19 protein-coding genes and 1 tRNA gene are annotated in these 20,492 nt (G+C 38.6%); 12 read left to right on the top strand and 8 right to left on the bottom strand.

Annotation, left to right across the window (positions count from 1 at the left end):
- The first annotated feature begins 4 nt into the window (after positions 1 to 4).
- The 7 genes from RM539_RS05775 to RM539_RS05745 all read left to right on the top strand — a co-directional run bounded on the left by RM539_RS05775 (position 5) and on the right by RM539_RS05745 (position 8,914).
- A complete protein-coding gene (locus tag RM539_RS05775; protein WP_311502481.1) occupies positions 5 to 1,186 on the top strand; it encodes an aspartate aminotransferase family protein in 1,182 nt (393 codons plus the stop codon).
- A 103-nt stretch (positions 1,187 to 1,289) separates the two neighbouring features.
- Positions 1,290 to 2,687, top strand: a complete 1,398-nt coding sequence (locus RM539_RS05770; RefSeq protein WP_311502480.1) for a tetratricopeptide repeat protein — start codon at positions 1,290 to 1,292, stop codon at positions 2,685 to 2,687.
- A gap of 382 nt (positions 2,688 to 3,069) precedes the next feature.
- On the top strand, positions 3,070 to 3,996 hold the full coding sequence (locus tag RM539_RS05765) for a DUF368 domain-containing protein (protein WP_311502479.1): 927 nt from the start codon (positions 3,070 to 3,072) through the stop codon (positions 3,994 to 3,996).
- A complete protein-coding gene (locus tag RM539_RS05760; protein ID WP_311502478.1) occupies positions 3,996 to 5,006 on the top strand; it encodes a DUF368 domain-containing protein in 1,011 nt (336 codons plus the stop codon). The genes RM539_RS05765 and RM539_RS05760 overlap by 1 nt, the downstream gene beginning before the upstream one ends.
- On the top strand, positions 5,003 to 5,734 hold the full coding sequence (locus tag RM539_RS05755) for a shikimate dehydrogenase family protein (RefSeq protein ID WP_311502477.1): 732 nt from the start codon (positions 5,003 to 5,005) through the stop codon (positions 5,732 to 5,734). The genes RM539_RS05760 and RM539_RS05755 overlap by 4 nt, the downstream gene beginning before the upstream one ends.
- 110 nt (positions 5,735 to 5,844) lie before the next feature.
- Positions 5,845 to 8,280 (top strand): DUF349 domain-containing protein, encoded by a 2,436-nt coding sequence (locus RM539_RS05750; protein ID WP_311502476.1) that lies wholly within the window; start codon positions 5,845 to 5,847, stop codon positions 8,278 to 8,280.
- A gap of 7 nt (positions 8,281 to 8,287) precedes the next feature.
- Positions 8,288 to 8,914, top strand: coding sequence for a class I SAM-dependent methyltransferase (locus tag RM539_RS05745; RefSeq protein ID WP_311502475.1), 627 nt, complete (start codon positions 8,288 to 8,290; stop codon positions 8,912 to 8,914).
- A gap of 40 nt (positions 8,915 to 8,954) precedes the next feature.
- Here RM539_RS05745 and mazG read toward each other — a convergent pair whose 3' ends face one another.
- From mazG to RM539_RS05720, 5 genes are all read right to left on the bottom strand, one after another.
- The gene (gene mazG, locus RM539_RS05740) at positions 8,955 to 9,728 is read right to left on the bottom strand and encodes a nucleoside triphosphate pyrophosphohydrolase (RefSeq protein ID WP_311502474.1); all 774 of its coding nucleotides are present in this window, start codon (positions 9,726 to 9,728) and stop codon (positions 8,955 to 8,957) included.
- Positions 9,729 to 9,803: 75 nt separating this feature from the next.
- Positions 9,804 to 10,202 carry a lipocalin-like domain-containing protein gene (locus tag RM539_RS05735; RefSeq protein ID WP_311502473.1) on the bottom strand — a complete coding sequence of 133 codons (399 nt, stop codon included), beginning with the start codon at positions 10,200 to 10,202 and terminating at the stop codon, positions 9,804 to 9,806.
- Between the two features lie 208 nt (positions 10,203 to 10,410).
- Positions 10,411 to 10,486, bottom strand: a tRNA-His gene (locus RM539_RS05730).
- A 61-nt stretch (positions 10,487 to 10,547) separates the two neighbouring features.
- Complete coding sequence (gene bshB1 / locus RM539_RS05725; RefSeq protein WP_311502472.1) at positions 10,548 to 11,264, bottom strand: bacillithiol biosynthesis deacetylase BshB1; 717 nt, start codon at positions 11,262 to 11,264, stop codon at positions 10,548 to 10,550.
- Positions 11,265 to 11,267: 3 nt separating this feature from the next.
- The gene (locus RM539_RS05720) at positions 11,268 to 12,419 is read right to left on the bottom strand and encodes a trans-sulfuration enzyme family protein (protein WP_311502471.1); all 1,152 of its coding nucleotides are present in this window, start codon (positions 12,417 to 12,419) and stop codon (positions 11,268 to 11,270) included.
- Between the two features lie 167 nt (positions 12,420 to 12,586).
- Between RM539_RS05720 and RM539_RS05715 the strand changes: the two genes are divergently transcribed.
- The 3 genes from RM539_RS05715 (at position 12,587) to RM539_RS05705 (ending at position 15,358) form a co-directional block, all read left to right on the top strand.
- Entirely contained in the window at positions 12,587 to 12,964 is a 378-nt protein-coding gene (locus RM539_RS05715; RefSeq protein WP_311502470.1) for a PH domain-containing protein, read from the top strand.
- Between the two features lie 148 nt (positions 12,965 to 13,112).
- Complete coding sequence (gene hutI / locus RM539_RS05710) at positions 13,113 to 14,351, top strand: imidazolonepropionase (RefSeq protein ID WP_311502469.1); 1,239 nt, start codon at positions 13,113 to 13,115, stop codon at positions 14,349 to 14,351.
- The gene (locus RM539_RS05705; RefSeq protein ID WP_311502468.1) at positions 14,351 to 15,358 is read left to right on the top strand and encodes a formimidoylglutamase; all 1,008 of its coding nucleotides are present in this window, start codon (positions 14,351 to 14,353) and stop codon (positions 15,356 to 15,358) included. The genes hutI and RM539_RS05705 overlap by 1 nt, the downstream gene beginning before the upstream one ends.
- Before the next feature lie 143 nt (positions 15,359 to 15,501).
- On the opposite strand, the gene RM539_RS05700 is transcribed toward RM539_RS05705, so the two are convergent.
- Entirely contained in the window at positions 15,502 to 15,870 is a 369-nt protein-coding gene (locus RM539_RS05700) for a DUF1622 domain-containing protein (protein WP_311502467.1), read from the bottom strand.
- Positions 15,871 to 15,919: 49 nt separating this feature from the next.
- Entirely contained in the window at positions 15,920 to 17,530 is a 1,611-nt protein-coding gene (gene treA, locus RM539_RS05695) for an alpha,alpha-trehalase TreA (protein WP_311502466.1), read from the bottom strand.
- 112 nt (positions 17,531 to 17,642) lie between these two features.
- On the opposite strand from treA, the gene RM539_RS05690 reads away from it, so the two are divergent.
- Both RM539_RS05690 and RM539_RS05685 read left to right on the top strand, forming a co-directional pair.
- Positions 17,643 to 18,101 (top strand): GNAT family N-acetyltransferase, encoded by a 459-nt coding sequence (locus tag RM539_RS05690; protein WP_311502465.1) that lies wholly within the window; start codon positions 17,643 to 17,645, stop codon positions 18,099 to 18,101.
- Positions 18,102 to 18,236: 135 nt separating this feature from the next.
- Positions 18,237 to 19,052, top strand: a complete 816-nt coding sequence (locus RM539_RS05685; protein ID WP_311502464.1) for an MBL fold metallo-hydrolase — start codon at positions 18,237 to 18,239, stop codon at positions 19,050 to 19,052.
- A 77-nt stretch (positions 19,053 to 19,129) separates the two neighbouring features.
- Here the strand turns inward: RM539_RS05685 and sucC are convergent, their stop codons facing one another.
- Positions 19,130 to 20,323: an ADP-forming succinate--CoA ligase subunit beta gene (sucC, locus tag RM539_RS05680; protein ID WP_311502463.1), complete on the bottom strand. Its 1,194-nt coding sequence runs from the start codon at positions 20,321 to 20,323 to the stop codon at positions 19,130 to 19,132.
- Positions 20,324 to 20,492: the final 169 nt, after the last annotated feature.

The raw sequence follows: 20,492 nt of genomic DNA, 5'->3' as shown, positions 1-20,492 counted from the left end.
AAAATTGAAAAATAATTTTCTAAAATACCAGGCACAAACCACGCCGCACCCGCTTGCCCTGGAAGTCTTTAAAGCAAAAGGCTCTTACATTTATACTACAGACGGGCGAAAACATCTTGACTTTGTGGCAGGCGTATCATCCTGTTCCCTTGGCCATTGTCACCCTGCTGTGGTTAAAGCTATTAAGGAACAGGCACAAAAGTACCTGCACGTTATGGTGTATGGAGAATATGCCCAGGAACCGGCAGTGGAATTAAGCACTTTACTGGCCACTTATTTACCGGGAAAATTGAGTAAAACTTATCTCACCAATTCCGGTACCGAAGCAATTGAAGGTTCATTAAAACTTGCCAGGAGAGCCACGGGAAGATCTGAAATTATCGCTGCCAGAAACGCCTATCACGGTAATACCATGGGTTCCCTCAGCCTCATGAGTATGGAAGAGCGTATGGCACCGTTTCGTCCTTTAATAGGTGATATTTCTTTCCTGAAATTTAACATAGAGGGAGACTTAGAAAAAATAACCGAAAAAACCGCGGCAGTAATTCTGGAAACAATCCAGGGTGGCGCAGGTTTTATTCTTCCGCAGAATAACTTTTTGAAAAAGGTAAAGCAGCGTTGTTCAGAAGTTGGCGCCTTGCTGATATTGGATGAAATTCAGCCCGGATTTGGGAGGACAGGCAAACTTTTCGGGTTTGAAAATTTTGAGGTGGAACCAGACATTGTGGCATTGGGCAAAGGCATGGGCGGAGGAATGCCTGTGGGGGCCTTTTCAGCTTCAGAAAAACTAATGAATTTGCTAAGTGATAATCCAAAAATGGGTCATATAACCACTTTTGGCGGAAACCCGGTAATTGCTGCTGCTGCATTAGCCACTTTAAGAGAAATTACCCAAACCAACCTTATGTCTGAAGCCCTTCAGAAGGAAAAATTGTTCAGGGAGCTATTGGTCCACCCCTTAATTACAGAGGTTCGCGGAATGGGGCTTATGCTTGCATGCATTCTAGAATCGGAAGAAATTGCCAATAAGGTGATCCTGCAGTGTAAGGATAAAGGGCTTATACTTTTCTGGCTTTTGTTTGAAAAAAAAGCCATTCGTATCACCCCTCCCCTTACCATTTCTAAAGAAGAAATAAAAAAAGGATGTGGCATTATTATTGACGTTCTAAACGGATTAAATCATTAGCTTTACTGTTAATTAGTTTGTTAACAACAATATCAAACTGCGCGTGAAGAGCTTATAATGATTTATAATTTTAATACTGTAGAAATCCCGTAATAACTTGTTTATGCAATTAAGCCATAACGAAGAAAACAATTTCTCGCTTACCCGCTTCGAATCAATGCTTAAAACAAATGATGTGCTTTTCTTTGACTCTAATGAGTTCGAGAATATAATTCATCATTATTTGGAGAATGGCAAAATTGCATTAGCAAAAAAAGCCGTGAAGCTGGGATTGGCACAACACCCTACTTCCATAAACCTTAAATTGTTTAAAGTTGAAATTCTTGTTTTTGAAGATAAACTTGATATGGCCGATGGCCTGTTAAATGAATTACAGGAACTGGAAGCTTCTAATGAAGAGATTTATATTCAAAAAGCACAAATTCTTTCAAAAAGGGACGAGCACCAGGATGCTATTGATGTTTTGGAAAAAGCATTGGAAATAACACTTGATGAGGCCGATATACATTCCCTGATTGGGATGGAATATTTATTTCTTGAAGATTTTGATAATGCCAAGTATAGCTTTATGAAATGTCTGGAGGCCGATGAAGAAGACTATTCGGCTTTGTACAATATTATGTATTGTTTTGATTTTCTTGAACAAAAAGAAGAGGCTATAGCTTATCTTAACATGTACCTGAATAAAAATCCGTATTGTGAAGTGGCATGGCACCAGGTGGGAAAACAATATTTTGATCTTAAAGAATATGAAAAAGCCCTGGCAGCATTTGATTTTGCCATCATCAGCGATGATTATTTTGTAGGTGCTTATCTAGAAAAAGGGAAAGTTCTTGAAAAACTGGGAAAGTTTAATGAGGCTATCGAAAATTATAAGATTACTCTTAAGCTGGATGATCCCACATCATTTGCATATTTACGCATAGGGAAGTGTTACGAAAAACTGGGAGCCGATGAACTCGCCCTTAAAAATTACCGCAAAACCGTACACGAAGATCCTTTGCTGGATAAAGGGTGGATTGCTATAACCGATTTCTATATTAGAAAACTTAATTTTAAAAAAGCGCTGTACTACATTAATAAAGCTATTAGTATTGATGAAGAAAATGTGCTTTACTGGAAGCGATATGCCAAAATCAACAGTCGGCTTAGTTTTTATGAAGAGGCAGAACAGGGTTATAAGAAAAGCCTGGAATTAGGCAATTATGAACTGGAAACCTGGATTAGAAGGTGCGATATACTTATCGACCTTGGCGAATATGAAATTGCGGTACAAAACCTGTTGCAGGCTACGGAATTTTATCCTGAAACAGCAGAAATTGATTATCGGCTTTCCGGTCTTTATTTCTGTTTAAATGAAGCAGATAAAGCTTATTATCACCTTAAAAAAGCCTTGCGCGTAGACGCTGAATATTATATCATAATTGAAGAGCTTTTTCCAAAAATATTCAGAAGGAAAAGCGTTAAAGACCTTATAAATGCCTATATAAAAACCTCCTGAAGGATCCGGAATCAGGATCTTTTCAATAGGTTTTTATTGTGCGGATATTGTTGTTAATAATATTATTGCATAAACTTCTTTTACCTGAATGGGACGTAATATTATCCCGTTTTTGCTGCAAATTGGTTTAACCACTTTATTTAAATTCTATTACCTCCAGATGAGCAATTTGTTCTTTAACCTTATCCCCGCCAAATATGAAATAATAGACTTGCCCTTTATCTCTCTAACATCAAACCAGGTTTAAAATTCCAAATTTTCCACCTGTGATACTACAACCCTACACAGTGTCTAGGTGGAATTACTGCCTTATTTAACTATAAACTTTAAACTTTAAGCCTTGAACTTTTTTATACCTTTGGCTAAAATCTAACTACAGGGCATGCAGCGAAGCTTCAGAGATTATTTCACTATAACCTTAAAAGGTGTTGCCATGGGGGCAGCAGATGTGGTTCCCGGAGTTTCGGGAGGCACTATAGCTTTTATTTCCGGAATTTATGAAGAGTTAATCACCACTATTGGGGGAGTAAATATTTCGCTGTTGAAAACCTGGAGGAACGATGGTTTTTCAATAATGTGGAAGCAGTTAAACGGTTCTTTTCTGGTTGCACTTCTTTCTGGCATTCTTATAAGTGTTTTTACCCTTATGCAACTTACCAATTACCTACTGGAAGAACACCCGGTTCTTATCTGGTCATTCTTTTTTGGACTGGTACTTTCAAGTATCTGGTTTGTGGGCAAACAAATCCCCACATGGAATTTCAAAGTGATTCTGGCATTATTAACAGGGGCTGCAGTTGCTTTTTATATTGTCTCCCTGCCTCCAATGGCGGGAAATACCAGTTCACTCTTCCTGTTTTTTGCCGGTGCCATAGCAGTTTGCGCCATGATCCTGCCGGGCATTTCAGGAGCTTTTATTTTACTGCTTTTAGGAGCATATAAAACCATTACTGAAGCCGCCCATGATTTTGATCTTAAAACCCTGGCGATTGTGGCTATAGGTGCAGTTTTTGGGCTGCTATCGTTTTCTAAACTTTTAAAGTGGCTTTTTAATAATTACAGCACCATCACCCTTGCTGTTCTTACTGGTTTTATTGCCGGTTCACTTAATAAAATCTGGCCCTGGAAGAAAGTACTGGAAACTGCAGTCTTTGGAGATAAAGAAATGGTGGTAAGGGAAACATCGGTGCTGCCGTGGAATTTTCCCGGAGACCCGCAAACTCTCTTTGCAGTTATACTTATGATGACCGGCTTTATTTTAATTATAGCTTTGGAGCATTTTGCCACTCAAAAACCTTTGAGCGAATAATGCAGCAAACAAGGACCTTCACTGATAAATTTTTTCTGGTGCTCAAGGGCCTTGCCATGGGAGCTGCAAATAAGGTTCCCGGGGTTTCCGGAGGCGTGGTTGCTTTTGTTGCCGGGTTTTATGAAGAATTTATTTATTCCCTGCAAAAAATAAATTTAAAAGCTTTCAAACTACTTATTAGCGGCAGATTTAAAAGCCTCTTTCAATATATAAACGGGAAGTTTCTGGGACTGCTCATTCTGGGGATGCTCATTAGCTATTTTAGTGTTTCAAAACTCCTGGATTACCTGATTGTTCATTACGAATTGTATGTTTGGTCTGCCTTTTTCGGAATGATTATCGGCTCCGTTTATTACATCAGCAAAGATTTTGAAGAGTGGAGCAAAAGAAGTCTGATATTTGTTTTCCTTGGCATTACACTGGGTGCAGCCATAAGTTTTCTGGAACCGGCTAAGCAAAACGATAACCTTTGGTTCGTTTTTTTCTGCGGAATTATAAGTGTTTCGGGAATGACGCTCCCGGGGCTTTCCGGATCATTTATTCTCATTTTAATGGGAAATTATGTCCTGCTTCTGGTAGATTCGGTGAACACCCTGTACAATACCATTGCAGATGTGATAAGCCTGGATTTTTCTTTTACCGATGAACGCATCAGGCTCTTAAAGGTACTGGCGATATTTACGCTGGGATCACTTGCAGGCCTGGTCTCTCTCTCCCACCTTCTGGGTTATGTTTTAAAATACTATAAAAAAGACACCTTTGCCATGATAATTGGCTTTATTACCGGTTCCCTAGGTGTGGTTTGGCCGTGGAAAGAAAAAATTTTTAAGCAAGATCCGGAAGGCAAGGTTCTGTTAGATAGCGGTGGTGATCAAATTATTGATAATTACGATCGTTATTTTCCAGATTTTGGCAATCCTGAAACATGGATCGCAATTTTATTTATTTTAGTAGGAATAGCTATTGTGCTTGCGTTAGCATGGTATGAAAAAAAGAATTCTAAAGCATGAAATTATACGGACTCCTGGGGAGAAATATTGATTATTCATTTTCAAAAGCTTATTTTTCTGAAAAGTTCCAGAAGGAAAACATAGATGCCGAATATCGCAATTTTGATATACCTGAAATAAGAGATTTCCCCGATATAATTCAGCAAAGCAAAGATTTAAATGGCATGAATGTCACTATTCCCTACAAGCAGGAAGTGATAAGCTACCTGGATGTACTGGATGAAAATGCTGAAAAAATAGGAGCTGTTAATACTATTAAAATTGAAAAAGACGGAATTTTAAAAGGCTTCAATACAGATTTTTATGGTTTTAGTGAATCTTTAAAACCTCTGCTAAAAAATGGCCATTCCCATGCTCTGATTCTTGGAACGGGTGGTGCCTCGAAAGCGGTGGCATTCGCATTAAAAAAATCAGGAATTATATATAAATATGTTTCCCGCTCTCCTGAAAAGAATCAATTGGGCTACAGCGATCTTTCCGAAGAGATATTTGAAAAATTTAAAATTGTAGTTAACACTACTCCCGTGGGCACTTTTCCCAATATTGAAAATAGTCCCGATCTTCCTTACCACCTGTTCACTGAAAATCACCTTGCATACGACCTTATCTACAACCCTTCCACTACTAAATTCCTGGAACTTGCCGCAAAAAACGGAGCAAATACTATGAATGGATTAAAAATGCTTCAGCTGCAGGCCGAAAAAGCCTGGCAAATCTGGAATTCCTGATCGTAATTCTTTAACATATCCTTACAAAAAAACCTAATCTCTTGTTCAATTTTAGGGGAGTTGTTATCTTTCAGGCATATTAAATGTGATGAACGCTAACATTGGAAGATATGTCTCAAGAAGAAAAGGATAAGGAAAAAAAGGAATTTTCAGGTAACGATACTAATACACCTGAAAATAACTCAAATTCCACAGAAAAAGAAGCGAATCAAAGTAAAGCGAAGGAAACTTCGGGACGTGCTGATGAAAAATCTTCCGGGGATGAAAGAAATTCAGATAAAAAAGCTGAACATCTGGAAGAGACTGTAGACCCGGCAAATCCTGATTCCATTGAATCTGATCCTGCTTCAGAAGAAGAAAAAAAGGCGGCTGCAGCAAAAGTTTCAGAATCAGAAGAAAAAGAGATACCTGAAAATGATACTGCTTCTGCAGTAGTTAAGGAGAATGAAAAACAGCAAAACCGAAGACAGGGCAATGAAGACAAATTCTCTGAAGGCATTCATTATCAAGATGTAAAGAAGAAACCTTCCACAGAGGAAACTTCAGATTCTGCTAAATTAGATAATTCTTCTAAGGAGGAAAACACAAATCAACTTTCTGAAAATGACACTGCCGGAGCCTTCGTTCAGGAAAATAAAAAACAGGAAGATATATCTTCCAACAATCGTTCCCGTGAACAGGAAGAAGATAACGATGACATAGATCATTTAGGCGGGGCGATACTGGACGAAAACAGAAAGTCTTCCGGAAGAAATCATCAGGAAGATGTAGATGAAGCTGTTGCAGAAGACAGTGAAGATGAAAGTGCAGGCGAGCGCCATGCTATTGAGAAAAAAGATTATCACTCCATGAGCAAGGAACAGCTTACAAAGGAGCTGGAATCTTTACTGAAAAAAGAAAAAGTGCAGACTATAAAAGACCACGTTATAGAAATCCGCACAGAGTTTAATGCTAAATTTGATGAGGAGCTGGAAGAGAAAAAAGAAGATTTTCTGGCTGACGGCGGAAATATTATTGATTTTCACTATTCCACACCGCTAAGCAAACGCTTTAACGATCTTTATTTTGATTATAAGGAAAAACGAAACCGCTATTATAAGCAGTTAAAACAGGACCTTAATCAAAACCTTAACAAGCGGCTGGAGATTATTGAAGAGTTGAAGGGCTTAATAGATATTGAAGAAAATATCAACACAACTTATAAGCATTTTAAAGAATTACAGGAGCGATGGAGACAGGCCGGTGCCATACCACGGGATAAATACAACACCGTTTGGAATACTTATCATCATCATGTAGAAAATTTTTATGATTTTCTGCACCTCAACAGGGAATTTCGCGACCTGGATTTCAAACATAACCTTGAGCAGAAATTAAAGGTTATAGACCGTGCAGAAGAACTTGCAGAAGAAAATGACATAAACCGTGCGTTCCGTGAGCTGCAAATGCTTCATAAAATGTGGAAGGAAGAACTGGGACCCGTTGCCAGGGAATATCGGGAAGATATCTGGAACCGCTTTAGTGAAGCCACAAAAAAAATACATGATAAGCGCCAGGAATATTTCCAGCAATTAGACCAGCAATATGATAAAAACTGGGAAGCGAAGCAGGAAATTATTTCAAAAATCAGGGAAATAGCAGAACAGGATTTTAGCAGTCATAATAAATGGCAGCAAAAAATTAAAGAAATTGAGGCTTTAAGAGAACAGTTTTTCAAAGCTGGCAAAGTACCCAGATCTAAAAATGAAGAAACCTGGACTGAGTTTAAACAACCGGTTAGAAAATTTAACCGCAAAAAGAATTCCTTTTACAAAGAACTAAAGAAGGATCAATACGATAATCTTGAGAAAAAGAAAGACCTGATTAAAATTGCGGAAGACAACAAAGACAGTGATGATTTTAAAACTGTTACTCCGCTAATGAAGAAAATCCAGGCAGACTGGAAGAAGATTGGCCACGTACCCAGAAAAGACAGTGATAAAGTCTGGAAACAATTTAAAGCTGCCTGTAATCATTATTTTGATCGGCTGCACGCCAACAGAAGCGAAGAAAACAAAGAAGAATCTGAAGCTTTTGAACAGAAAAAGAAAATCCTGGATAAACTGAAAGCCCTGGAATTAAGTGGCAATAAAGAAGAAGATCTTGCCAAAATAAAAGAACAGATTGCCACTTGGAAGAATATTGGTAAAGTTCCGCATAACAAACGTTTTATAGAAGGAAAGTTCAATAAAAGCCTGGATCAGTTATTCGGAAAATTAGACGTAAACCGCTCCAGGGCAGAGATGATGAAATATGAAAACAAGCTGCAAAGCCTGAATGATGCCGATGATGATAAGCAATTGAGAAATGAGCATTATTTCCTTACCAAAAAAATTGAAGAAACAAAAGCTGAAATCCGCCAGTTAGAGAACAATTTACAATTTTTCTCCAACGTGGACGAAAGCAATCCGCTGGTGCAGGATGTTCATAAAAATATTAATGATCATAAGGCACAACTGGATGTTTGGAAAAAGAAACTTAAAGAGGTAAGGAACCTTTATAATTAATTTGCAAATGCTTTGCAGTTTATGCAACGGTAGAACCAAACCATTCCTTAAATGGAAGGACCTGGAATATGCCCGCTGTAAAAACTGCAAAGCTGTATTACTCCTACCCGACTGTTATTTGCCTTCAGAAGATGAAAAAAACCGTTATCTCAGGCATAACAACAATGTTACAGATCCTTCTTATGTGGAGTTTACCGCTCCGGTCACAGAAGCTATTTTAAAAGATTTTACCAAAGAAGCCTACGGCCTGGATTATGGCTGCGGAACAGGGCCGGTAATTGCCAATCAACTGCAAAGCAAAGGCTATAAAATTGCCCTTTATGATTACTTCTTTAAGGATGATAAAAACCTGCTGAAGCTGAAGTATGATTTTATTATTTGCTCTGAAGTTATGGAGCATTTTCATTATCCGGCAGCAGAATTCAGGGAACTGGCGGCCATGTTAAATCCCGGTGGGAAATTGTACTGCAAAACTTCCCTATATTTTAATACTATAGATTTTGAAAACTGGTATTACAAAAATGACAATACTCACGTAATTTTTTATACCGAAAAAAGCCTGAAATGGATAAAAGAAAACATAAACTTTTCTTCAGTAACTATTTCCAGGGAGCTGATTGTTTTTAAAAAGTAGGCCTCTGCGTGGTTCGTTGTTATTTTTACTACTCCTAAGTCTAAAGCTTTTTTGCTTCATTCCAGAACACGTCCATTTCAGCTAAAGTCATATCCCTTAAAGTCTTATTCCTTTCTCTGGCTTTTTCTTCCAGATACTGAAAACGTTTTATGAATTTCTTGTTCGTTCTTTCAAGGGCATTTTCAGGGTTGACTTTTAAAAAGCGGGCATAGTTAATCATGGAAAATAAAACATCCCCAAATTCGGCTTCTATTTCATCTTTATTATCTGTGTTTACCTCATGCTGCAACTCTCCAAGTTCTTCCTGAAGCTTTTCGAAAACCTGCTGTGGTTCTTCCCAGTCAAAACCCACTCCTGCAACTTTATCCTGAATACGATTGGCTTTTACCATTGCCGGCAATGAACGGGGCACACCTTCAAGAACACTTTTTTTACCTTCCTTCAGCTTTAGGTTTTCCCAATTCTTTTTCACTTCTTCTTCATCTGCTACTTCTACATCTCCGTAAATATGAGGGTGCCGGGAAATCAATTTTTCGCAAATGGAATTAGTAACGTCAGCAATATCAAAGTCGCTGGTTTCACTGCCAATTTTGGCATAAAAAACCAGATGAAGCAAAACATCGCCAAGTTCTTTTTTCACCTCTTCCATATCTTTATCCAGAATGGCATCACCAAGTTCATAAGTTTCTTCAATGGTAAGATGACGAAGGGATTCCATAGTTTGCTTTTGGTCCCAGGGGCATTTCTCCCTTAATTCATCCATAATGGTTAAAAGTCGGTCAAAAGCCTGAAGCTGCTCTTCTCTTGAATTCATGCTGTCTCTTATTTTGCGTAAAAATAAGATTTTGCAGGGGAGATTAGGAAAGATAAGCGGGAAATAAAGTCTACGTTAATCCACCTTCTTGTACTTATAAAGACAGGCTTCGATGCAACGCGGATTTTTCAAAATTAAAACTCCTGAAGAAATACTGTCTATCTTTTGAACCAAAGATTCCTCACCGCAATTTAAATTAAGAGTATCATCATTTAAAGAATATTCTCCTTCCTTACAACTATCAAGACCGGTAGAACTGAATGTACCATTACCAGAAAAAGTATAAGTATGACCGTTTGCCACCGGCCTCCATTCAGTTTCTCCACCCGGACTAACGTATACTTCGGTAAGTTTCCAGGTTCCGGTAAGGTTTTGAATGCTTACATCCAGAACGGTAATTTCTTCGTCTTCTGAATTACAACCAAAAATAAGAAGAAAAACGGCGATATTGCTTAAATGTAAAAATGTTTTCATAATTTCTGTTTTTAATTAGATACTTATTAACCGTAAAGGTTGCGTGACTAACATCAATTTTATTTGGTTGAAATATGCTATAATTTTGATCCTGAAATGGTCTTGAAGTCTCCTAACGATAATCCAGGAAATTAAGAAAACAAACAGGCAGAATTAGCTAAAGAATAGTACAAAAAAAAGCTCCCTGATTTCACAGGGAGCTTCTAAAGGGTGGAAGACCGGGTTCGAACCGGCGACCTCCTGAACCACAATCAGGCGCTCTAACCAGCTGAGCTACAACCACCATTTTAATTGCGGTTGCAAATGTAAGTTATTTCTATATTCCCGCAAAGAAAAAATTCCATTTTAAATAAGGTCAAAAACTGAGTCTACTGCCACATAACGTTCTGCAGTAAAGCCTTCACCATGATCGGTGTTAATTATTCTACCCAAATCACGAGCCCTGTAAGTAATACTATCCAAAAAGTTACTGCTGGAAATTGGGGTTTGAGGTTCTTTGCTATCCACATCAAAAAACTGCGTTTTATATGCCTTCACCGCCTCTACCTTTTTATCGATATAACCAGAAATATCAACTACAAAATCCGGCTCTATATTTTTCCACTGAATATAATGAAACACATGTTTTGGACGCCATGCTTCCTGTTTATTCCTGTCATGAATGGTCTCTATTTTGCGTAAACCGCTTAAAAAACAGGCGTCGCTTACCAGCTTTGCCCCTTTACCATGATCTATATGCCGATCTTCAATCGCATTGCAAAGTACAATTTCAGGCCTGTACCTTCTCAGAATTTTAATAATCTCAAGCTGGTGGGAAGTATTATTCATAAAAAAACCATCACTGAACTCCAGGTTATGTCTCATTTTAACCCCCAGAATTTTTGCGGCTTCTGCGGCTTCTGTGTCCCGTGTTTCTGCTGTGCCCCGGGTTCCCAGTTCACCACGTGTGAGGTCCAGAATACCTACTTTTTTCCCTCTGTCTACTTCCTTTGCTATAGTTCCCGCACAACTCAGTTCCACATCGTCGGGGTGAGAACCTACCGCTAAAATATCTAACTTCATTGTTTATTTAATTTGGGCCAGTGCCTGTTCAATATCAGCAATAAGATCTTCCTTTTCTTCAATTCCAACTGAAAATCTTAGTAAGCCGTCCTTTATTCCCTGCTTTTTCCTTTCTTCAGGCGTTAATAATCCGTGAGAGGTTTTTGAAGGAGAAAGAATTGTCGACTCAACTCCTGCCAAACTCATGGAAGATTTTATCAGCTTCAGTTTCTTCTGAAATAAATCGGCGTCAAGCCCTTCTTTCAATTCAAAAGATAACATTCCGCCAAAACCTTTCATCTGCGCGGCGGCAACATTATGATCGGGATGTGATTCCAGGCCGGGATAATAAACTTTCCCCACATCTTCATGCTGATGCAAAAATTCAGCTAAAACCATAGCATTTTCATTTTGCGCCTTTACCCGAAGTCCCATGGTTTTAAGGCTTCGCTCCAGAAGCCATACGGTATAGTCACTTAGACTTCCGCCGAAATTCTTTGCCAGCTGAAAAATCCTGTCGATATGCTCTTCCGAAGCTATCGCCGTTCCCGCAAGGATATCGCTATGACCACCCATGTATTTTGTTGCGGAATGCAGTACCACATCAATTCCAAAATCTATAGGATTTTGATTTACAGGCGAGGCAAAAGTATTGTCTATCATACTTACCAGCCCGTGTTTTTTGGCAATTTCAGCAATTGCTTTAATATCGGTAACGGTAAGTAAAGGGTTGGAAGGCGTCTCAATATAAATCACCTTAGTATTATCTTTTATCTGCTTTTCAAAAGAAGCAGGCGTATAATCCTCTGTAAAAGTGTATTCTATTCCGAATTTATCAAATTCCTCTACCACAAGATTACTCGTACCGCCATATAACGTATTCTGAAACACCACATGATCCCCTTTATGTAAAAATGCAAGAAGTGCAGTGCTTATTGCAGCCATTCCGCTTCCAAAAATTAAAGCTGCTTCACCGTGCTCCATAGCAGCCATTTTTTGTGCCAGCGCCACCTGATTGGGGGTATTAAAATAACGTGGATAACGCTTAACCTCAACATCCTCAAAAGCATAAGAGGTAGACATGTAAAGCGGGGAAACCGCTCCTTTAAATTGCTCGTCCTCAAGCTCTCCTGTATGCGTACAAATAGTATTTATACCTTTATATTTTTCAGCCATTAAATAGATTTAAATCGTGATTTTAATTTTTTTCTAATTTATAAAGAATTATCCTAAACCGGCCGGTTTGCCTGTACAGAAAGGTATAGTTTCAAATTTTATTAACGAAAAATAAATTTTCCTGCTCTTTTTCTTACATTTAGTCTGAAACATTCAACTTCTAATCTATGAGCATACTTTCTTCACTTTTAGGAAATGCGGGAGCAATTAATAAGGAAAGGCTACAGGAAGAATACGGAAAACTCCTAATTCCTTCTGAAAATATTGAAGCCGGATTTAAAATTATTCGCGACACCTTTATTTTTACAAATAAAAGGCTGATAATTATAGATGTACAGGGACTTACCGGCCGAAAAATTGAATATTTTTCTGTGCTTTACAAAAGTATTACAAGGTTTAGCATAGAAACCGCCGGTAGTTTTGACCTGGATGCCGAATTGAAAATCTGGATATCAGGAGAATCTATTCCTTCTATTTCGAAAAAATTCAATAAAAAAGTGGACATCTATGAAGTACAAAAGCTTTTAGCTGAATTTACTTTATAACCAAATTTCATTTTATTTACTAATGCACAGATCATTCATAAATATTTGTGCATTAATGAATTTTATTTTAAAAAAATACACCTGCCGCACATTTCCAGAGTGAAATTTTATCTTTGCAAAAAGCTGTTTTAGCCGAAAAGATCACCACATGAAATTACTTTTTACCAATATTAAAGAACTGCTTCAGGTAAGGGAACACCACGTTGAAAAAATCTCAGGCTCTGAGATGAAAAAGCTACCAACAATTAAGAATGCCTGGTTTTTAGTTGAAGACGATAGAATCGCAGATTTTGGAGAGATGCCAAATTTGCCAAATATTGATGCAGATAAAATTGTTGACGCCTCCGGAAAAATTATTTTGCCATGCTGGTGTGACTCCCATACCCATATTGTTTATGCGGGAAACCGGGAACAGGAATTTGCCGATCGCATAAACGGACTTTCTTATGAGGAAATTGCCAACCGTGGAGGCGGAATTTTAAATTCTGCTAAAACGCTACAGGAAACTCCCGAAGATGAAGTTTATCAACAATCGGCTAAACGCCTGAAAGAAGTTATTAAACTTGGAACCGGCGCGGTGGAAATTAAATCGGGTTACGGACTTACTGAAGAAGGGGAAATGAAAATGTTAAGGGTGATCAGGAAACTTCAGGAGAATTATGAAATTCCCATAAAAGCAACTTTTTTGGGCGCTCATGCAATTCCGAAGGAATATAAAGAAAATCCCGCTGCTTATCTGGGCCTCGTAATTAATGAAATCCTTCCTAATGTAGCCGAACAAAACCTGGCGGAATACATAGACGTCTTTTGTGAAAAGGGGTACTTTAGCGTGGAAGATACCAACAATTTGCTTTCCGCAGCAAAGAAGTATGGCCTGAAACCGAAAATTCACGTTAACCAGTTCAATGCCATTGGCGGCATAAAAGCCGGTGTGGAACATAACGCACTTAGCGTAGACCATCTTGAAGTTCTGGAAGATGAAGATATTGAAGCCTTGCAGGGAGCTTCCACAATGCCGGTGGCCCTTCCCTCCTGCTCCCTGTTTTTAAGTATTCCTTATACCCCGGCAAGAAAAATAATTGATGCCGGATTGCCCTTAGCCCTGGCTACAGATTTTAATCCCGGAAGCACACCCAGTGGAAATATGAACCTGGTGCTGTCGCTGGCTTGTATAAAAATGAAAATGACACCTGAAGAGGCGATAAATGCTGCAACAATTAATGCCGCATATGCCATGGAAATCGGTAAAACCCACGGCAGCATTACCAAAGGAAAAAAGGCAAACTTCATCCTTACTAAAGAAATTCCGTCTTATACTTTCTTGCCTTATGCTTTCGGAACAAATTCTATTGAAAAAGTATTTATTAACGGAAAAGAAGTGCAATAATGAAAGGGTTTAAAATTTACAATTTTCGTTCAGTAGAAAAATTGATTGCTACCAGGAAAGGTGAAACCAAGTTTGGTGAAAATGTGAATTTTATTGATAGCTTTAATCAGCTGAAAGGCCATTCAGCTAAATTTGTACTTTTTGGTATTCCGGAAGATATAGGCGTTAGAGGAAATCATGGTAAAGCAGGCACTTCCGTCGCCTGGCAAACCTGCCTGAAATCACTGCTCAACATACAGGTGAATGAATATACTTCTGCAAAAAATCTTATATTATTAGGAGAAATTGACTGTAAAGAGCACCTGGAAAAAGCTTCAAAACTTGCAGAAAACGATCCCAATTACCTGGTAAAACTGGGAGAACTGGTGGAGGGAATTGATAAAATAGTGAGTGCTGTGGTGCAGGAGATCGTTTCCGCAGGAAAAATTCCGCTGATTACTGGCGGCGGGCACAACAATGCCTTCGGTAATATAAAAGGCACGTCAGAAGCATTGCAAAAGCCGCTTAATGTGCTGAATATTGACGCTCATACCGATTTAAGGCAACTGGAACACCGGCATAGCGGCAATGGTTTTAGTTATGCCATTTCAAAAAATTATCTGGAAAAATATGCAATTTTCGGGCTGCACCAAAATTATACACCGCAGTACATTTTTGAAGAAATGAAGGCTTCAGAAAACATAAAATTTCAGCTTTTTGAATACCTGATGTTTTCGGATTGGGAGAAACAAAAAGAACAATTTGAGTTGGTAATCCAATTTGTAAGTGAAAATGATTTTGGGTTAGAGGTGGATTGTGATGCTATAAAAGATTTTCCCAGCAGTGCAAAATCACCTACCGGTTTTAGTATTGAGCAAATCAGGTGTTTCATTAGAATGGCAAAAGCTAAAAACTGCCGCTATTTACACATTTGCGAAGCCGCTCCAAATTCAGAAAATGAAAGCCAGGTGGGAAAAGCATTAAGCTATTTCGTTACTGATTTTATGGCGAATGAAATTATCTTATGATTATCTGGATATTGCCCTAAAAGACTTTGTTTGGGCACGCTGAAATTTAAATTCAAGGATTATAGACCCCACAGATTTCAGAAAACTGTGAGATCCTTCTCCTAAAAGACTTTAAGACTAAAAATAGATTTTCAGTAATTATTTCAGGAATCCTGGTCCAACCGCTTTTCAGATTCTGTACGCTGCCAGGGAAATTTCCCTTCAATTTCCAGTTCAATAGACAAGCTTAAAAAGGTTCTTATAAGAACTATTACCCCCAGGGCAAGCACCCTGTCCATGGTAGGTTCTGTAACTACTGTAGCAATAATGTCTCCTGCCACAAGTATTTCCAGGCCAAGTAGGATTCCTTTTCCTAATTCCTGCCGAAGCAACCTGTAAGAACGCTGTCCGTGTTTTTGAAGTGAAAAAATAAATTTGCCCAAAGCCATTAGGGTTCCTATCACAATAGTAACGATCCCTGTTGCTTCAATTATTCGTGCAATATATTCTATATAAAATTGTATGTCTTCCATAAAACCTGCTTACGCCCAAATTAACATTAAATGGCAGAACTGCCAATATTTATTCACCCGACAATTTTTGATAAACGCCATTGGTCCATCCAAATCCATCCTGTGTGGGATACTCTCCCCCTCCGCTTTTTTTGGTTAGATCCTCAACATTATATTTTTCCAGCATTTTATAGGTGTGCCGGTAAACATTTTTGTTTAACTGTAGCCAGCGATTTTTAATTTCGTTGGCAAGTGCGGTTTTATTGTAGTTGCGTAATCCTTTAATACCAATCCATTGCAGGGGCGCCCAGCCGTTGGGCGCATCCCATTGTTGGCCGGTATGGTTTGGAGTGGTAACCAGGCCACCTGGCTTAAGGAACACATTTTCCACTTTTTCAGCTACTGCGGAAGCCTGTTTTGCAGTGGCTATTTCAAAAAATAGAGGATAAAGGCCGGCAAGGGAAAGTACATTGGTGTTTTTATTTCTGCGGAAGTTGTAATCCATAAAAAATTGATCTTCTGTACTCCAGAAATATTTTAAAATTAATTCTTTTCGTTCTTCAGCTTTTTTTCTAAAATTTTCTGCTTCCGAAGATTTTCCATCAACTTCATAAGCGTGAGCAATTGTTTGCTCCAGATTATAAAGAAGCGAGTTAAGGTCTACCGGAAGAATATCGGTAGTATGAATGGTATATAAATTGAAATTACCTGCCGCATCCTTATCCATCCATCGGCTGGAAAAATCCCAGCCCGACTCTGCCCCGGCACGAAGGTTCCTGTAAACTTCTTCTTTTGTACGTTTTGGGAATTTAGCAACCGATGCTTTTGCTGTTTTCACATCTTCACGGTAGCTTTCCGGCCTTGGCTGTGGTTTATCGTCGCAATACCTGTTTAAAATTTCATATTCGCCCAATTGCACCACCCGCCTTTGTTCAGGATTGGAAGCAGAAAGCTCTGATGCCCCGGCCATCCAGAATTCATATTCCTGAAGCATTTCCTCAAGATATTGAACATAAACCTCCCCGCCTTCCTCTTCAGCCAATACCTGAACCATCATCGCAAAAAAAGGTGGTTGGGATCTACCCAGGTAATAAGTTCGGTTCCCATTTGGGATGAATCCATAGGTGTTGATGAGATAAGCAAAATTATCAACCATATATCTAATGGTTTCCACCTCTCCGTCCTCCTGCAGCCCCAACATGGTAAAGTAGCTGTCCCAGTAATATATTTCGCGAAAACGCCCGCCAGGAACAATGTATTGATTGGGCAGCGGAATAAGTGTACCTGAAATTTCTTCATCTGCAGGCCGTTTAAGCACATTCCATAATTTGCTAATATGTTGATTAATGGAGGAAGAGTCTGTTCTATAAGTTACCGTTCCAGTGCCGGGGATATTAAAATTTCTTTTTACAAAAGCAGAAATGGATGCAGGCGTTTTATTCTGCAAATTGTAATATACTTCACGAATTTCCTTCACATCCTTTAAAGGCAGGGCATCTACAAAAGTTTTACTGTCGGAAAAAATTTCTTTATTCTGAACATCATAAAACAATTTTCCATACAGTTCTTCAGGCGGTAAAATAGTGGCAGAACCTTTTTCTACAGTATTTACAGAAGAACAAGCCGTTAGCAAGGTGATAAAAACACCAAAAAAATAAACAGAATAAAAAATCTTTTTCATGAAAGTTAAATTCAGAATACCTCTCAATTTATGAAATATTCCCTTTCTCCCGAAATTAGCAATATTCAGAAAAAGTATTCTTTAAATTTGCGGCAATTAAATCACACAAAAAATGGAATTCATTTCTTATTCTCCTGAATATGCTGAAGATTTTAAAAATTTAAACCTGGAATGGCTTGAAAAATATTTTTGGGTGGAGCCGCATGATGAGCTAGTTCTGGGAAATCCGGGAAAATATATTATAAACCCCGGCGGTAATATCTTCTTTGTAAAATACGAAAACAAAATTGTAGCTACCGTGGCATTATTTCGGCTTCAGAAAGATATTTATGAACTGACTAAAATGGCAGTTACTCCCGAATATCAAGGTAAAAAAATTGGTCAAAAACTTATGGAACATACCTTAAGTTTTGCTAGAAACCAGGGTTGGGATTGTCTTATTATCTATTCCAACCGAAAACTTGAAAATGCTATTTTTATATACAAAAAGTACGGTTTTGAAGAAATTCCAATAGAGGAAAACAATCCTTATTCCCGCGGTGACATAAAAATGAGGCTGAACCTTTCATAAATCTTTATTAAAGCAAATCTTCTTCAATTTCAGGTTATGTAACTTTATAATCTAATTTGCTGTTATTTAGCAAATAACAATTAATATTCACCAATAGCTTTCGGTAATTTATAACCGGGCCTAAAACTAATTTGAATGAAAAAGATATTTACACTACTTAGCCTTGCACTACTTCTCGTAGCCTGCAAAAACGAAAAAGAGCAAGAAACAAATGCTGATAACACCGAAATGGCCGAAACTGCAAATATGGAACAGGAATCTGATACTGCTTTTGTAGATATTGAACCTATTTCCCATGCCACCGCAGTTTTTCACTGGGGAGATGATGTTTTTTACACCGATCCCGTTGGTGGCGCAGAAGCTTTTTCTGAAGCCGAAACCCCGGACTTTGTTCTTGTAACCGATATCCATAGCGACCATATGGATGCCCAAACACTGCAAGCTTTTCAACTGGACAGCGTGAAAATTATCCTTCCGCAGGCCGTAAAAGACCAGTTACCTCCTGAAATGAACGAACAGCTGATTGTGATGAACAATGGGGAAAGTATAGATCATATGGGTTACAATATTACTGCTGTACCCATGTACAATTTACCGCAATCTGAAGATGCCATGCATGTAAAAGGCCGCGGAAATGGGTATGTACTCGAAAAAAACGGGAAAAGGTTATATATCTCTGGAGACACAGAAGATATTCCGGAAATGAGAAACCTTGAAAATATTGATGTGGCACTTGTTTCTATGAACCTGCCGTACACCATGCCTGTAGACCAGGCAGCCGACGGGGTAACTGCTTTCTCACCTAAAAAAGTTTATCCCTATCACTACAGAGGACAGGACGGCCTGGCTGATGTTCAAAAATTTAAGAAACTGGTAAATGAGGAAAATCAAGATATTGAAGTGGTTCTTCTAGATTGGTATCCCGATATGGCACCGGCAGGACAAAATTAGTAACTCCTGAAAAAGATTTAAAACAAAAAAGCTGCCCAAAACGGACAGCTTTTTTTATTCTATTATTTTTTAATCTTCTAGGATAATACTTCCTGTACCTTATCAGCAGCTTCCTGGAATTCAACAGCACTGTGTACTCCAAGTCCGCTTTCATCTATCAGGTTTTTAGCAACATCTGCATTAGTTCCCTGCAATCTTACGATAATTGGAACATTTATGGCATCTCCCATATTTTTATAGGCATCAACAATACCCTGCGCCACACGGTCACAACGAACAATTCCACCAAAGATATTCACCAAAATAGCCTCCACTTTGTCGTCTTTCAGAATAAGACGGAAGGCTTCTTCCACTCTCTTTGCATCTGCAGTTCCCCCAACATCAAGAAAATTTGCCGGTTCTCCCCCGGCCTGTTTGATAAGGTCCATAGTTGCCATGGCAAGCCCGGCACCATTTACCATACATCCAACATTTCCGTCCAGATCTACGTAGTTAAGGCCAACTTTTTTAGCTTCCACTTCAGTTGGGTTTTCCTCACGAATGTCCCTCATTTCTGCATAATCTTTATGACGGAATAGGGCATTATCGTCTAGAGTAACCTTGGCATCCACGGCCATAATTTTATCATCGCTGGTTTTTAGCACGGGATTAATCTCAAAAAGAGAAGAATCAGATTTATCAAATGCCTTGTAAAGTGACATTACAAATTTAACCATTTCCTTAAAACCGGTACCGCTTAATCCTAAGTTAAAAGCTATGCGGCGTGCCTGGAATGGCAATAAGCCCACCGTAGGATCAATTTCTTCTGTAAAAATAAGGTGCGGAGTTTCATCGGCAACAGTTTCAATGTCCATTCCTCCTTCAGTAGAATACATAATCATATTTCTCCCGGTAGAGCGGTTTAGCAGGACAGACATATAGTATTCTTCCGGCTCGTTATCTCCGGGATAATATACATCTTCAGCAACAAGTACCTGATGTACTCTTTTACCTTCAGCAGTGGTCTGAGGAGTAACAAGGTCCATCCCAATAATATTCCCTGCAATCTCTTCAACCTCCTTTAGGTTTTTAGCAAGTTTTACCCCGCCACCTTTACCACGGCCACCTGCATGCACCTGTGCTTTAATCACATGCCAGCCGGTCCCTGTTTGCTCGGTTAATTCTTTAGCTGCATTTACAGCTTCCTCTGCAGTCTGGGCCACAATACCTCTTTGGATGCGAACTCCAAAGCTACTTAGTATTTCTTTCCCTTGATATTCATGTATGTTCATAATCAGGTATTTCTTCTGTATTATTTATGGTAAACAAAAGTAACAAATACAATACTACTGTACCAATCTTTTTTGATTTAGTCCTGCGCCGGTTGTGGTTTTTATATTCTTCATAAAAATTATTTCTGTTTTTTCTGAAATTGCCATGCTATTTTTCAGCTAAAAGGTT

The organism is Autumnicola musiva, from assembly GCF_031846585.1.
GTDB lineage: Bacteria > Bacteroidota > Bacteroidia > Flavobacteriales > Flavobacteriaceae > Autumnicola > Autumnicola musiva.
Note: the sequence above shows the minus strand (reverse complement) of the source record. Positions and strands in the feature narration are given on the sequence as shown.